The 13,564-nt window shown below is 70.8% G+C and carries 13 protein-coding genes; 5 read left to right on the forward strand and 8 right to left on the reverse strand.

Translation table 11 applies throughout. From position 1 onward, the window contains the following. The first annotated feature begins 531 nt into the window (after window positions 1-531). Genes HET64_RS13350 through HET64_RS13360 form a run of 3 tightly spaced genes read left to right on the forward strand, consistent with a single transcriptional unit; the run spans window position 532 to window position 3,994 of the window. Window positions 532-1,872, forward strand: a complete 1,341-nt coding sequence (locus HET64_RS13350; RefSeq protein ID WP_215105168.1) for a uracil-xanthine permease family protein — start codon at window positions 532-534, stop codon at window positions 1,870-1,872. Then, window positions 1,869-3,287, forward strand: a complete 1,419-nt coding sequence (locus HET64_RS13355; RefSeq protein WP_215105142.1) for an amidohydrolase family protein — start codon at window positions 1,869-1,871, stop codon at window positions 3,285-3,287. The genes HET64_RS13350 and HET64_RS13355 overlap by 4 nt, the downstream gene beginning before the upstream one ends. Continuing rightward, on the forward strand, window positions 3,284-3,994 hold the full coding sequence (locus HET64_RS13360) for a sulfite exporter TauE/SafE family protein (protein ID WP_215105144.1): 711 nt from the start codon (window positions 3,284-3,286) through the stop codon (window positions 3,992-3,994). The genes HET64_RS13355 and HET64_RS13360 overlap by 4 nt, the downstream gene beginning before the upstream one ends. Here the strand turns inward: HET64_RS13360 and HET64_RS13365 are convergent. The 3 genes from HET64_RS13365 to HET64_RS13375 form a co-directional block, all read right to left on the reverse strand. After that, the gene (locus HET64_RS13365; protein ID WP_215105146.1) at window positions 3,978-5,021 is read right to left on the reverse strand and encodes a substrate-binding domain-containing protein; all 1,044 of its coding nucleotides are present in this window, start codon (window positions 5,019-5,021) and stop codon (window positions 3,978-3,980) included. The genes HET64_RS13360 and HET64_RS13365 overlap by 17 nt on opposite strands. A 443-nt stretch (window positions 5,022-5,464) precedes the next feature. Next, a complete protein-coding gene (locus tag HET64_RS13370; protein ID WP_215105149.1) occupies window positions 5,465-5,779 on the reverse strand; it encodes a multidrug efflux SMR transporter in 315 nt (104 codons plus the stop codon). Between the two features lie 114 nt (window positions 5,780-5,893). Continuing rightward, window positions 5,894-6,634, reverse strand: a complete 741-nt coding sequence (locus HET64_RS13375) for an SDR family NAD(P)-dependent oxidoreductase (protein ID WP_215105151.1) — start codon at window positions 6,632-6,634, stop codon at window positions 5,894-5,896. A gap of 100 nt (window positions 6,635-6,734) precedes the next feature. Here HET64_RS13375 and HET64_RS13380 point away from each other — a divergent pair, with 100 nt between their 5' ends. Beyond that, the gene (locus HET64_RS13380; RefSeq protein ID WP_215105153.1) at window positions 6,735-7,355 is read left to right on the forward strand and encodes a TetR/AcrR family transcriptional regulator; all 621 of its coding nucleotides are present in this window, start codon (window positions 6,735-6,737) and stop codon (window positions 7,353-7,355) included. 51 nt (window positions 7,356-7,406) lie between these two features. Here HET64_RS13380 and HET64_RS13385 read toward each other — a convergent pair whose 3' ends face one another. The 5 genes from HET64_RS13385 to HET64_RS13405 all read right to left on the reverse strand — a co-directional run bounded on the left by HET64_RS13385 (window position 7,407) and on the right by HET64_RS13405 (window position 11,764). After that, window positions 7,407-7,967, reverse strand: a complete 561-nt coding sequence (locus HET64_RS13385; RefSeq protein ID WP_215105154.1) for a hypothetical protein — start codon at window positions 7,965-7,967, stop codon at window positions 7,407-7,409. 89 nt (window positions 7,968-8,056) lie between these two features. Continuing rightward, complete coding sequence (locus HET64_RS13390) at window positions 8,057-8,254, reverse strand: hypothetical protein (RefSeq protein WP_215105156.1); 198 nt, start codon at window positions 8,252-8,254, stop codon at window positions 8,057-8,059. A gap of 57 nt (window positions 8,255-8,311) precedes the next feature. After that, complete coding sequence (locus HET64_RS13395) at window positions 8,312-8,872, reverse strand: hypothetical protein (RefSeq protein ID WP_215105158.1); 561 nt, start codon at window positions 8,870-8,872, stop codon at window positions 8,312-8,314. Window positions 8,873-8,931: 59 nt separating this feature from the next. Then, window positions 8,932-11,232, reverse strand: coding sequence for a hypothetical protein (locus HET64_RS13400; protein WP_215105160.1), 2,301 nt, complete (start codon window positions 11,230-11,232; stop codon window positions 8,932-8,934). Window positions 11,233-11,269: 37 nt separating this feature from the next. Beyond that, entirely contained in the window at window positions 11,270-11,764 is a 495-nt protein-coding gene (locus HET64_RS13405; RefSeq protein ID WP_215105162.1) for a hypothetical protein, read from the reverse strand. A 455-nt stretch (window positions 11,765-12,219) separates the two neighbouring features. Here HET64_RS13405 and HET64_RS13410 point away from each other — a divergent pair, with 455 nt between their 5' ends. Beyond that, window positions 12,220-13,485: an MFS transporter gene (locus HET64_RS13410; RefSeq protein ID WP_215105164.1), complete on the forward strand. Its 1,266-nt coding sequence runs from the start codon at window positions 12,220-12,222 to the stop codon at window positions 13,483-13,485. Window positions 13,486-13,564: the final 79 nt, after the last annotated feature.

Genomic DNA, 13,564 nt, shown 5'->3' on the forward strand with positions numbered 1-13,564 from the left:
CAGGCTGTGCGCACGCCTGCCGTGCGCCCACCCGCTGTACGCACGCCTGCGGCCTCTGCCTGCTGTCCGACGCCCGCAGGCCGTGCGCCCACCCGCTATACGCACGCCTGCCGCCTGCTGTCGTACGCCCGCCTGCCGCAGGCCGTACGCACGCCTGCCGTACGCCCTGCTCCGCCTGCCGTACGCCCTGCTCCGCCCGCCGCCCGGACTGCGGGCGCCCCGCGCCCCGGGCGCCGTATCCCCCCGGCCGTATCCCGGGGTCACGGCTCTTGACGACGGTCGCGAGGCCTCCCCATACTGACGGCCAAATCGATTTGGCCAAATCGATTTGGCCCTCCGTTCGGGGCCGGATCGCGGCTGATGTCCGAGCGTTCCTCACGCCCGAATGGGAGCACCGACGTGTCCAGTCATCGCCAGCCCGCACCCGGAGCTGAACAACCCCCGACGCCGGGGCCGGTCACGCACGAAGCCGCGCACCCAGCTGTGCCCGACACCGCGCCCGACACCGCGCACGACACCGCCCACCCAGCTGTGCCCCCACCCGTGCACCCCGTCGACGAGTCGCGCCCCCTGGGGCGGATCGTCCTCTTCGGGATTCAGCACGTCCTCGTCATGGCCGCCACCCCCATCTCGGCGATCTTCCTGATGAGCGCCACCCTCCGGCTCGACGCCGCCCTGACCGTCAACCTGCTCTCCGCGGCGTTCGTGCTCTCCGGCGTCGGGTCGCTGATCCAGTCGCTGGGGCCGTGGAAGTTCGGCCCCCGGCTGCCGTTCGTGATGCTGCCCGGCGGCGCGCCGCTCATCCTGTTCATCGCCATCGCCGAGCAGCACGGTCTGCGCACCGCCACCGGCGCGGTCATTCTCACCGCGGCCTTCTACTTCGTCGTCCTGCCGGTCTTCTCGCGGCTGCTCAGGTTCTTCCCGGCCCTGGTCATCGGCACCATGATCGTCATCGTCGGGGTCAACCTGGTGAAGGTCGGCGCGGTCCTCGTCACCGGCCGGCCGGGCGAGCCGGGGTTCGCGGACCCGACGAACCTCGGGCTGGGCATGGCGACGATCGGCTTCACCGTCGTCTTCTACCTGCTCTTCACCGGCATCCTGCGGCAACTCGCCGTCATGCTCGGACTGGTCGCCGGCACGGTGCTGGCCGGGCTGCTGGGCAGCATCGACCTCGGTGGCGCCGCCGAGGGCGGTCTGGTCAGCGTGCCGGAACTGATGCCGTTCGGATCGCCCCAGTTCAGCCTGATCGCCGCGCTGCCGCTGATGCTCTACAGCCTCGCCTCCATGGCGGAGGCCACCGGCCAGACGGTCATCAACGCCGAGGCCGTCGGCAAGGAGATCGACACCCGCACCGACGTCCCCAAGACCGTCCGCGGTGACGCGCTGACCTCCCTCTTCGGCGGGTTCTTCGGGCTGCCGCTGATGGTGACCAGCGGCGAGAACATCGGGATCGTCCGGGTCACCGGCGTCCGCAGCCGCTACGTGACCGCCGCCGCCGGTGTGGTCCTCATCGTCATCGGGTTCCTCGCGCCGGTGACCCGCGCGATCAGTGTCGTCCCGTCCGCCGTCGTCGGCGGCACGGCGATGGTCGTCTTCGCGGTGATCACCGTGCTCGGCGTGCAGATGCTCGGCCGTTCCGACCTCGACCGGCACACCTCCACGTTCATCTGCGCCGTCGCCCTGGCGCTGGGCCTGCTGCCGATCCTCATCCCCGGCGTGTACGCCGGCTTCCCGCCGAACGTCCGCATCCTCCTCGAAAGCGGCGTCGCCGTCGGCGCGTTCGTCGCCGCCGTACTCAACATCCTGTTCCACCACGTCAGGCCGCGCGTCGCCGCCCGGCTGACCACCTCCCGCACGGAAAGCGACCGATGACCCAGCTCACCCGCGACCACCTCGACTCCTCCGGCCCGCTCCTCCTCGTACCCGATGCCGTGCTGCTGCCTGAAGGGCCCGCCGACGGCCACGCGGTCGTCGTCGCCGACGGCCTCTTCCGCGCCGTCGGACCCGCCGGGGAACTGGCGCGTACGCACCCGGGGCTCGACGCCGTCACGCTGCCCGGCCATCTCCTGATGCCCGGCTTCGTCGACGCCCACCACCATCTGACCCAGAGCTTCGGCTCCGCGCTCGCCTTCGGTGAGCCCTCGGAGATCTTCCGCAGGGTCTGGGTTCCGCTGGAAGGGGCGCTGGACGAGGAATCGGCCTATGCCGCGGCCAAACTGGCGGCGTTGGAGGCCCTGCGCGGCGGCTTCACCACGGTCACCGACGCCGGTACGCGTGCCGATGTGGACGTCGACATCGTCGCGTCGGCCGCCCGTGACGCCGGAATCCGCTGCGTACTCGGGCTCGTCTGCAACGACGTCGCCGGCGACCCCGCGACCGCCGCCGAGGACTCCGCGAGCACCCCCACCGTCCTCGAAGGCGCCGAGAAGCACCTCGCCCGGTACGACGGCGATCCGCTGATCCACGCCTCCCTCGCCGTCTCGATCCCCGAAGCGGCCACCTCGGCGACCCTCCACCGCACCGCACGTCTCGCCGCGGAGGCCGGCGCGATCGTGCAGATCCACGTCAACGAGCACCTGGCGGGTGTCGAACGCTCCCTCGTACGTCACGGGCTGCGCCCGCTCGAACACCTGCACAGGATCGGCGCGCTCGGCCCGCAACTGCTCGCCGCCCACGCCACCCTGCTCACGCCCCGCGAACTGACCCTGCTCGCCGACACCGGGACCGCCGTCAGCTACAACCCGGTGGCCAGCGCCTGGAAGGGCAACGCCGTCGCCCCGGCCACCGCCATGGCGGAACGCGGCATCCGCTTCGGGCTCGGCACGGACGGCACCCGCGGCGACGGGTTCCGGCTCGCGGACGCGGCCGAGTTCGCCCAGCGGATCGCCTACGGGCTGGCCACCGGGGACTCCTCGTGCGGCGCCGGCTGGACCTGGCTCGAACACGCCACCGCGGGTGGCGCCGACGCGGTCGGCCTGGGTGCCCGCACCGGCACGGTCGCCGAGGGGCTGGCCGCCGACTTCCTCCTCGTCGACCTCACCACCCCCGAGCTCGCGCTCTCCCGGGACGTGCCGTGGGAGCTGGTACGCCGGGGCAACCGCGACCAGATCACCGCCGTGTTCGTCGCCGGAGAGCTACGGCTGTGGCGCGGCCTGCCCACCGGCTGGGACGGCCCCGCCTTCGTGCGGCAGGCGGCCCGACTGGCGCGTGCCGCCGTCGAGAAGGCGCCCATCACGCGGGTTCACCCCACGTCCATGGCGGCACGGCAGGGGAGCATCGCACGGTGAGTACGGAAGCACTCGCGGTCCTCGCTGTCACGGTGGCCGTCGCCGCGTTCGTCCAGGGCAGCAGCGGTCTGGGCTTCGCCCTGATCGTCGCGCCCGTGGCCGGGATGCTCGACCCCGGTCTGCTCCCGGTGTTCGTCCTGGCGGCCATGATCCCGCTCAACCTGTATGTCGCCTGGCGCGAACGCGCCTCGATCGACCTGCGCGGCGCGCGGTGGATCAGCGGGGCCCGGCTGGCCGCCACGCCCGCCGGGCTCGCGCTGCTCCTGCTGATCCCGGACCGCAGCATCGGCCTGTTCGTCGGCATCGCCACCGTGCTGGCCGCGGTGGTGAGCCTGGTCGCCCCCGCCTTCACCCCTGGCCGGGCGGCCTACCTCGGGGCGGGGGCGGTGACCGGACTCACGGAGACCGCGACCGGCGTCGGCGGCCCCCCGCTCGCGCTCGTCTACCAGCACCGGCCGCCCGCGGAACTGCGCTCGACCGTCGCCGCCTGCTTCCTCGTCGGGGAAGTGGCCTCGCTGGGCCTGCTGTTCGCGACGGGGGAGGGCGAGCCCGGACATCTGAGTCTCGCGGCGGCGCTGCTGCCGGTGATCGCCGCGGGCGCGTGGCTGAGCCGGCTGGTGCACCACCGGCTGGACGCGCGCCGCATGCGGCTGTGTGTCCTCGTCTTCGCCCTGGTCTCCGGTCTGGTGCTCATGCTCGGGCTGTGACCCGGAGCGACGAGGCACGCGGAACGACCCGCGGCTCGGGCGCCGCCGCCACCGTGGCGGCGGCGCCCTCACCGCGCAGCCGGCCGAGCAGCAGCTCCACCGCGGCGGCCGCCGCACGGTCCAGATGAAGGTCCACGGCGGTCAGCGGCGGCTCGCAGGTGCGCGCACGCAGCCCGTCGTAGCGGGTGACGACCATGACGTCGCCCGGTACGGTCCGCCCGCTGTCCCGGATCGCCCGCACCGCGCCCACCGCGAACGCGTCCACCAGCGCGCAGACCGCGTCGGTCCCGGGGTGCTCGGCCAGCAGGGCGGCACAGCTCTCGTACCCGGCCTGCTCGCCGCCCGCCTCCGGGGCGCTCGCCACGACGGGCTCCCAGCCGTACCGCTCGGCGACCCGCTCGTACGCGGCGCGCGCGTCGACCGACGAGTGGCGTGATCCGGAGCCGACGATCAGCGCGGGCCGCCGGGCGCCCTGCTCGCGCAGATGCGCGAACAGCAATTCGGCGACCGGACCGCCGCGCAGATCGACGTAGGGCGACGTGTCGTCCGGCGACACCGGCCGGCCGAGTGACACATAGGGCAGGCCCCGCTCCCTCAACTGCGCCGCGGCGGCGTCGTTCACGTCCGGCTCGACGACGATGGCGCCGTCGATGTCGACGGAGTACAGGGCGGACCCCGACTGCACGGGCGGTACGAGCACCAGCGCGTAGCCGTGCAGCAGCGCGCTCTCCGCGGCGGCTGCGGCGATCTCCATGTAGAACCCGAGCCGCGACGGCCCGCCGGCCACCGCGAACGGCATCGAGGAGGCCAGCGCGATGGCCTTCGCCTCCCCCCTGCGCAGCCGCTGGGCCCGGAGGTTGGGCCGGTAGCCGAGCTCGGCGGCGACCCGCTTGATGCGTTCCCTGGTCCGTGGATCGACCTTGCCGATTCCGTTGAGGGCGTGGGAGACCGTCGTACGCGACACCTCGGCGAGCCGCGCGACATCGGCGATCGTCGGTGGCCGCGAGCCGGGACCGGAGGTGGGCATCGACGGACACTCCTTGCGGGCTGAGGACGGGGCACCCCATCTTCGCCCACCGGCCTCCCCGAGCGGCGCCCGGCAGCGGAACGGCCGACGGGCCGACCCGGACGATTCCGGCAGCGGCAGCGGCAGCGGGATCGGGATCGGGCACCGGATTCGGTGCCGGCACACCCGCACCGCCACCGGCACACCCGCACCGGCACACCCGCACCGGCACACCCGCACCGGCACACCCGCACCGGCACACCCGCACCGGTACACCGGCACCGCCACCGGCTCCGGCAGATGGGCACAGGCTCCGGCGCACCCGCATCGCCACCGGCACACCCGCACCCGCACACCGGCACACCCGCACCCGCACACCGGCACACCCGCACCCGCACACCGCCGCATCCGCACCGGCACGACGCGGATGCGCCGGGACGCTCCAGCTCCGGCACCCCTGCGGCTCAAACCTCCAGAAGCCGCAGCCCCACCACCCCGGCGACGATCGCCACGACACAGGCCAGCCGCGCCGCGGACGCGGCTTCGCCCTGGACGATGCCGGCGGTGACGACCCCCGCCGCGCCGATGCCGACCCAGACCGCGTAGCCCGTGCCGACCGGCACCTCACGCAGGGCGAAGGTCAGCAGCACGAAGCTCAGCAGGGCGAAACAGACGCCGATGACGCTGGGCCAGAGCCTGGTGAAGCCGTTCGATTCCTTCAGGGCCAGGGCCCAGACGATCTCCAGGAGACCCGCCGCCGTCAGGATCACCCACGCCATCGCTGCTCCCCTCATCGGTGTCGTCGTTCCGTCGGCGGCCAGGGCGACGGACCGCAGCTGCCTCCTCCTTCTCCTGCTCCTGCTCCTCGTCGCCGTCCGGCGGTCCTGCCGTGCTCAGGCGGTGTAGCCACCGTCGACCGCCAGTGAGGTGCCGGTGATCCACTGGGCGTCCGGACCGGCGAGGAAGGCCACGGCCTTCGCGGTGTCGGCCCCCGCGCCCAGCACCTTCGCCGCGGTCCTCAGCCGCTCCTCCTCGGCCTCGTCCGTGCCGTCCGGGTTCATGTCGGTGACGGTGGGCCCCGGGTCCACGATGTTCGCGGTGATCCCCTTGGACGCCACGTCGTGGGCCAGGCCCTTGGTGAAGCCGATCAGCGCCGACTTGCTCATGGCGTACAGCGTCACGTCCGGGACCGGCACGCGGTTGGCCCAGCAGCTGCCGATGCTGATGACGCGGCCGCCCTGTCCCAGGTGGGGGATGGCCGCCTGGGTGGCCAGGAAGACGGCGCGCACGTGGACGGCCAGGGTGCGGTCGATCTCCTCCAGCGTCACGTCCTCGATCGGGCCGTAGGGGAAGACTCCGGCGTTGTTCACCAGGATGTCGAGCCGGCCGAGCTCCGTCGCGGTCCGCTCGACGGATCCGACGACGGCCGCCGGGTCCGCGCTGTCGGCCCGGATGGCCAGGCCCTTGCGTCCGAGCGCCTCGATCGCCTTGACGACCTCCTGGGCCCTGTCGGCCGCGCTCACGTACGTCAGGGCGACGTCCGCGCCCTCCTCCGCCAGTCGGAGGGCGGTCGCGGCACCGATGCCGCGGCTTCCCCCGGTCACCAGTGCCACCTTGCCCGCAAGCTGAGGCATCTCGCTCCATCCACGCTAAGGTCAATATCTGGGTCGAACGATCCAGAAATACTAAACAGGCAGGATGACCGGGGGTCAACCCATCCTTGAGGAGGCAGACATGGCCGAAAGAGGCCGACCGCGCGCGTTCGACCGGGCGGCGGCGCTGCGGCGCGCGATGATGACGTTCTGGGAGCTCGGCTACGAGGGCACGAAGCTCACGGACCTGACCGCCGCCATGGGCATCAACTCCGCCAGCCTGTACAACACCTTCGGCTCGAAGGAGCAGTTGTTCCGCGAGGCCGTCGCGCTCTACGACCGCACCGCGGGCTCGGCGACCAACCGCGCGCTGCGCGAGGCGCCGACGGCGCGGGCCGCGGTGGAGGCCATGCTGCGCGGCAACATCGACACCTTCACCGACCCGGAGACCCCGAGCGGCTGCATGATCGTGCTGTCGGCCACGAACTGCTCGCACCAGAACAAGCAAGTCGCCGAGCACCTGGCCCAGTGGCGGCGGACCTCGGTCGCGGAGCTGGAGAAGCGGCTGGGGCGGGCCGTGGAGGAGGGGGAGTTGGCACCGGGAACGGACGTCCGCGCGATCGCCGCCTTCTACGCGACCATCCTGCACGGGCTGTCGATAGAGGCCCGGGACGGTGTGCCCGTGGAGCGGCTCCGCTCCACCGTGGACCACGCCGTGGCCCTGTGGGACTCCCTGGTGCGGCAGCCGGCCGGACAGCGCTGAGGGGCGCCCGGCCGCATCAGGGCCGGGCGCCCCCTTGTGCGCCGGGCGGTGTCACCCGCAGGCGGCTGTCCCTTCGACCGCCTTGGTGTAGGCGACGAGCAGCTTCTTGATGGCGTCCGGGTCGTCGACGCCCGCGTCGCGGGTCTCGACTGCGATGTAGAGGTCCTGCTCCGGATGCTCCGACGCCTTGCAGGAAGGGACGGTCTTGCCGACGCCGGCTTTCCCGGTGTGGACGAAGCGTTCGTCCTCCGACAGGGTCCCGTCGTCCGTGTTGGAGTATCCCTGCGAGACCGCCGCCGTGGTGTGCCCCTCACTCCACCAGGCCTGCGCGAGGCTGAGAACCAGTTCGCCGTCCACGGACAGGTTGCAGCGGATTGTTCCGCCGTTCGGTTTCTGGGTGGCCGTGGTGAGGGAGTCGCCGCCGGGCAGGGCGGCCTTCACCAGTGCGGGGTCCACGGGGATCCCGCACATGGAGGTGGGCACGGTGTACGCCTTCTTGGGCGGTTCGTCGCCGGAGCATCCGGCCAGGGTGGCGGTGAGGGCGACGGCGGCCGACACGGAGAGGACCCTGCCGATGAACCGGCGACGGCGAAGAGTTCCACTGACAGACAACGCGAGAAGCCTTTCGATGTCGGGGCGGGGAAGACACGGCGGGCGTCGCCTCCGGGCATGTGGTCAGATGGCCGTCTTCACATGGGGGTTCATCTGCTCGGTGTTCGTAGGGCTACCTGCTCAAGGGAGAACTGCATCTCCTTCGAGTGGCGCTCGCCGGCCCGCAGATCAGGGTTCATGTGGTAGTCCATGAGGTTCGCCATGTACTGCTTGTTGGCCATCTCCGCGGCCGCGTACCCCTCGCCGTGGGCCTGTAGGACTCCCTGGTACGGCAGCCGGCCGGACATTGCTGAGGGGGCGTCCGGCGGAATCAGGCCGGGCGCCCCCTTGTGCGCCGGGCGGGGTCACCCGCAGGCGGCTGACCCTTCGACCGCCTTGGTGTAGGCGAGGAGCAGTTTCTCGATGGCGTCCGGGTCGTCGACGCCCGTGTCGCGGGTCTCGACCACCGTGTAGAGGTCCTGCTCCGGGTGCTCCGACACCTTGCAGGAGGAAACGGTCTGACCGACGCCGGCTTTCCCGGTGTGGACGAAGCGGAGGTCGTCCGACAGCTTCCCGTCGTCCGTGTTGGCGTATCCCTGTGCGACCCCAGCCGCGCTGTCCCTGTCCCCCCACCAGGCCTGGGCGAGGCTCAGGGCCTCCTTCCCGTCCACGGACAGGTTGCAGCGGACCGTTCCGCCGTTTGGCTTCGTGGTGGCCATGGTGAGGGAGTCGCCGCCGGGCAGCGCGGCCTTCACCAGGGCAGGATCAACGGTGATCCCGCACAGGGATGGGGGCACGGTGTACGCCTTCTTGGGCGGTTCGTCGCCGGAGCATCCGGCCAGGGTGGAGGCGAGGGCGACGGCGGCCGACAGGGAGACGGCCGCGCCGACGAACCGGTGACGCCGGAGCGATTCACGGACAGACAACGTGAGCCTTTCGAGGTGGGGGCGGGGAAGGTGCGGGGGTGCTGACTTTGGAGGTGCGATCAGATGTCCGTCTTCAAGTGAGGAGACATCTGAAGGGTGTTCGTCCCTGCGGCCCGGAACCCGAGCTGAGCGGCGACACGCGCCTTTTCGTCAATACTGTTGTCCATCAGGTCCTCGCGGCCGTGCGCCTTCGCCGCGGCCTCCACCGCCTTCTCGGTGTACTCCGAGTTCTGCTCGACGCCGCTCTCCCACTGCTCGCCCATGACAGGGCCGGCGGCGTCCTTGGCCTTCCCCTCGGCGTCCTTGAAGAAGGATTCCAGGACCATGCTGCTCGCCGTCTCCGCCAAGCCGCCGGCCACCGCGCCACCGACCGGGCTGGCGACGAACGACGTACCCACGCCGATACCCGTACCGATGCCCCCGGAGATGGCATTCTTCCACTGCGCCACGGACTGCTCGTACTTCTTGTCGGTCTCTTCTGCTTCGCCGGCGACCGCCTCCTGACGGCCGATGGCCAGGGTGCCGGACACCTCACCAGACCCCTGGGCGACCTGCTCCAGGGTGAACTGCATGTCCTTCGAGTAGCGCTCGTCCGCCGGCAGATCCGGGTTCATGTGGTAGTCCATGAGGTTCGCCATGTACTGCTTGTTGGCCACCTCCACGGCCGCGTATCCCTCGGCGTTCTGACCCACGGTCAGCAACAGGGCGTTGACATCACGGTGGTTGAGCGTGGCGGAGCTGCCGGCGACGGGGAACAGCTTGTCCGTTTCGCCGTCCGAGTCGTTCGTCATGGCCCGGTTGATGTCCGGCAGGTACTCCGAGGTGATCTGCCCGATGCTGTCGCCCATGTAGTTGTGCTTGGTGAGCCGTTCGTTGTCGTCCGCGATGGAGGCCACCAGCGACTCGAAGAGCTTGGTCTGCCCCTCGTTGTGGGCCGGAGTGTCCACCGTCGGCAACTCGCCCGCCGGGTGCCCGGTCGTGGCGGCCTCCAGGGCGAGGGCGAGGGTGTTGCGGCCGGTGTTGTCGTCGTCGCCCTTGAGGTTGGTCTCCTGGGGCCACTCCCGCTCCTCGAAGAGGTACTCGAAGTTGGAGAGCGGGATCTTTCCGTTCTTGCCGTTGCCGTCCGTATCGCGCTCGAAGGGGGAGTCCTCCTTCGAGACGTACTCCTGGTTGAAGAAGTCGGTCGCCGCGTCCGGGCTGTTGGACAGCCCCTTGAGGTAGCCGGTCAGCGGGTCGTCGCCGCTGTCCTCGCCGATCCGGTTGAGCCACGGGTCCGGGCCCATGTGCTGCCACGCCATGTTGTCGTGCTCGCCGTTGCCGGTGAGTTTGCGTTCCGTCTCCATGAGCTTGTTGCCGTAGCTCTTGAGGAACTGGTCGTCGTAGTCGCCGGTCCGCATCAGGTTGCTCATGACCTGGAAGCCCATGGGGCCGCCGCCGTCCCGGCCGATGGGCTGTTCGCCCAGCTTGATCATGTTGCCCTTCCAGCTCGTCATGTCGGCGGAGTCGCTCTGGGTGGCGGTGGCGAGCGTGAGGCCGAGATTGCGCTGGAGGTCGTCGAGCTTGTCGAGCCGTTCGCGGCCCACGTGCGGGTTCACGGCCGGGTCGTTGATGCCCTGCCAGAATTCGAGGGTCTTCTGGGGTCCGAGCTGCGTGGCGAACCGCTCGGCGAACAGCGGATCGTTCTTGTACTTGTCCAGACCGCCGTTGATCTTGTCGAAGTCGGCGGGCGTGAGGTCCTCGGGGTTCTTCGCCGCGATCTTGGCGAGGTCCTCGGCCGCCTGGACGGCCTCGACCGCGGAGTCACGGTCCTTGTAGTCGGCGCCCGAGAAGCCCATCGTGGACTGGTTGGCGATCGCGGTCAGTACCTTGCTCGCCGAGGTGTCGCTCTCCGTGGCCTTCTTGAGGATCCCCTGCACTTCGTCGCGCAGCGCGGTGACGTCGCTCTGGTCGTGCTCGGGTACGGAGGTGCCCTTCGCTGCTCGATCCGGGTGGATGTTCATCGTGACGGTGAAACCACCGCCGCCGTTGTCGACGACGGTCAGATTCTTCTTGGCTCCGCGGCTGATGGCCTCCTCGACGTCCTTCTTGTGCTGCCGCAACTCGTCGCGGGTGTCGGTGAGGATCTTGCTGATGGTGTTGGCCTGGGTGTGGGCGTCGGCGAACTCACCGGCGGTCTTGCCGACGAACTCCTTGGTGACCTGGGCGTTCAGGCCGGCCCAGTCGGCCGAGTTGGCGGCTTTGCGCAACCCGTCCTCGGCCTGCTTCTTCAGTTGGGCGAGGTTGCGTACGAGCAGTCCCCAGTCGGAGACGGCTTCGTCGAGCGTCGCGAAGTTGCCGAAGCGCAGCGCGTCGAGATCCATGAGTGGTCGTTTCTCCCTGTACGTCGTGGTCGCGCTGCTACTTCTTCTGCTCGTACGCCGGGTTCTTGTTTCCCGGCTCGCCGACCCGCTCGTCGAATCCGGCGTCCAGGGCGTCGATGCTGCTCATCTGCCGCTGGATGTAGTGGTCGTCGCCGGCGTGCACCTTCTTGGTGACCTGCATGTGGTTGGCGATATGGGCGCAGGCGTCCATGAGCGACTTCAGCTGCTCGTCCCACCGCTTCGACACGTGCTTGAGCCCGCCGCCCAACGCGAAGCCCTGGCCGCTCAGGTCGCCGGCCGCTTTGTCGCTGCTGGGAACGGCTACCCGGGCCTTGCCCCAGAGCTCGCTGTAGAGGCCGTGCGCCTGGCTGCCGATCTTCACCAGATCGCCGTTGGTCACCTTGAGATCACCGGTCTGCCCGGGCAGGGCCGCGGAGCCGCCGCCCCCGGGGTCGAGCTGGTTCAACCGCATCGCGGTGGACTGCCGATCGGCGGCGTCCGTCTTCAGCTGTTCCCACTCGTCCCAGGCCATGGAAAACCCTTCCCCCGTGCATCCGCTGTGTCCCGTCGCGCCCGACGGGCACCTTTGCCTCGGGCCAAGCTAGCAACTCGACCAGGTGTTCAAGCAGGGCGGAGCCCGATCCCGGAACGATGGCTGTGACCATCTCGTGGAGACTTCGGGAGCGGCGCTGCCCGATGTCCCGGGATCAAGTGATTGGTCTGCTTTCGTGCTCGCGGGACCCGGCGGCGACGCGTTCCGCCTCGCGGAAGCGCCGGAGCAGTGTCCGCACCAGGTCCGAGACGAACGCCGCGCCCAGCCCGCGACCGGTCGGCGATCACGGCTTTCCTCTCTCCTGAAGGTGTGCCTGCTCCCTCGGCCTCCGTGCCGACCAGCCTTGATCAAGAAGAAGGACGTACCGCGAGGTGATGGCGGGGACCCCCCGGGGCGGGCGGCCGGCCGCGCGCCGGGCGCGGCTACCATCCCCTGTGACCGAAACGACCGAACCGCCCGGGCGCCGCGCCCCCATATTCGCCGACCTCACCCCGCTGCGGCTCTCGCCCGACTACCGGCGGCTCTGGTTCGGGAACACCGTCTCCTGGATCGGCCAGGGCATGACGTCGCTGGCGGTCTCGCTCCAGGTCTACGACATCACCGGGTCCGCGTTCTCCGTGGGGCTCATCGGGTTCTGCTCACTCGTGCCGCTGGTCGTCTTCGGGCTCTACGGCGGGGCCGTCGCGGACACCGTCGACCGGCGCAAGCTCGGCCTGTTCAGCGCCGCCGGGTCGTTCGTTCTGTCGGTCGTCCTGGTGGCGGCGACGGTCGTGGGCACCGAACGGGTCGGGCTGCTGTACGCGGTCGTCGCCCTCCAGGCCGTCTGCTTCGCCCTCAACGCACCGGCCCGCTCCTCGATGATCGCCCGGCTGCTCCCGGCCGAGCAACTGCCCGCCGCCAACGCCCTGAACTCCATCACCAGCACGACGGGCATGCTCGTCGGGCCGATGCTGGGAGGCCTGATCGTCGGCTGGTGGGGCTACCGCTCCGCGTACACCGTGGACGCCGTCTGCTTCACCGCCTCCCTGTACGCGATGTGGCGGCTGCCCTCGATGCTGCCCGAGCGGCAGGACGGCGGCACGGGCAAGCGGGCCTCCGTCCTGGACGGGCTGCGTTTCCTCGGGACCCGGCCGAACCTGCGGATGACCTTCTTCACCGACCTGTGCGCGATGGTCCTCGCCCACCCCCGCGCCCTCTTCCCGGTCGTCGCCGTCCTCTGGTACGGGGGTGACGCCCGGACCACCGGCATGCTCGTCGCCGCCCCGGCACTCGGCGCGCTGCTCGGCGGCGTGTTCTCCGGTTGGCTCGGCAGGATCCGGCGGCACGGGCTCGCGATCCTGCTGGCCGTCGGCTCCTGGGGGGTCGCCATCGCCGTCTTCGGACTGACCCGCAACCTCTGGCTGGGGCTGCTGTTCCTGGCGCTCGCCGGCTGCGCGGACACCATCTCCATGGTCTTCCGCAACACGATGCTCCAGGCGGCCGTGCCCGACGAGATGCGCGGCCGGCTCCAGGGCGTCTTCATCGTCGTCGTGGCGGGCGGCCCCCGCCTCGGGGACTTCCTGGCGGGCTCGGTGGCCGACCTCGCCACCCCCGCCGTCGCCGTCACCGGCGGCGGCGTCCTGTGCGTGACCGGCGTGGCCCTGCTCGCGCTGAAGTGGCGTGCCTTCGCCCGTTACGACGCCCACGACCCGCAGCCGTAGCCCGGGCCCCGACCCCAACCCGACCCGTAGCCCGGGCCCCGACCCGTAGCCCGGGCTACGGGTCGGGTTGGGGTCGGGG

The sequence above is a fragment of the Streptomyces sp. McG3 genome (genome assembly GCF_018619185.1).
Classification (GTDB): domain Bacteria; phylum Actinomycetota; class Actinomycetes; order Streptomycetales; family Streptomycetaceae; genus Streptomyces.

Excerpts from the sequence above, each read along its gene's own strand:
- HET64_RS13355 (WP_215105142.1), top strand. The coding sequence starts at position 1,869 with ATGACCCAGCTCACCCGCGACCACCTCGACTCCTCCGGCCCGCTCCTC.
- HET64_RS13365 (WP_215105146.1), bottom strand. The coding sequence starts at position 5,021 with ATGCCCACCTCCGGTCCCGGCTCGCGGCCACCGACGATCGCCGATGTC.
- HET64_RS13370 (WP_215105149.1), bottom strand. The coding sequence starts at position 5,779 with ATGGCGTGGGTGATCCTGACGGCGGCGGGTCTCCTGGAGATCGTCTGG.
- HET64_RS13375 (WP_215105151.1), bottom strand. The coding sequence starts at position 6,634 with ATGCCTCAGCTTGCGGGCAAGGTGGCACTGGTGACCGGGGGAAGCCGC.
- HET64_RS13380 (WP_215105153.1), top strand. The coding sequence starts at position 6,735 with ATGGCCGAAAGAGGCCGACCGCGCGCGTTCGACCGGGCGGCGGCGCTG.
- HET64_RS13390 (WP_215105156.1), bottom strand. The coding sequence starts at position 8,254 with ATGTCCGGCCGGCTGCCGTACCAGGGAGTCCTACAGGCCCACGGCGAG.
- HET64_RS13400 (WP_215105160.1), bottom strand. The coding sequence starts at position 11,232 with ATGGATCTCGACGCGCTGCGCTTCGGCAACTTCGCGACGCTCGACGAA.
- HET64_RS13405 (WP_215105162.1), bottom strand. The coding sequence starts at position 11,764 with ATGGCCTGGGACGAGTGGGAACAGCTGAAGACGGACGCCGCCGATCGG.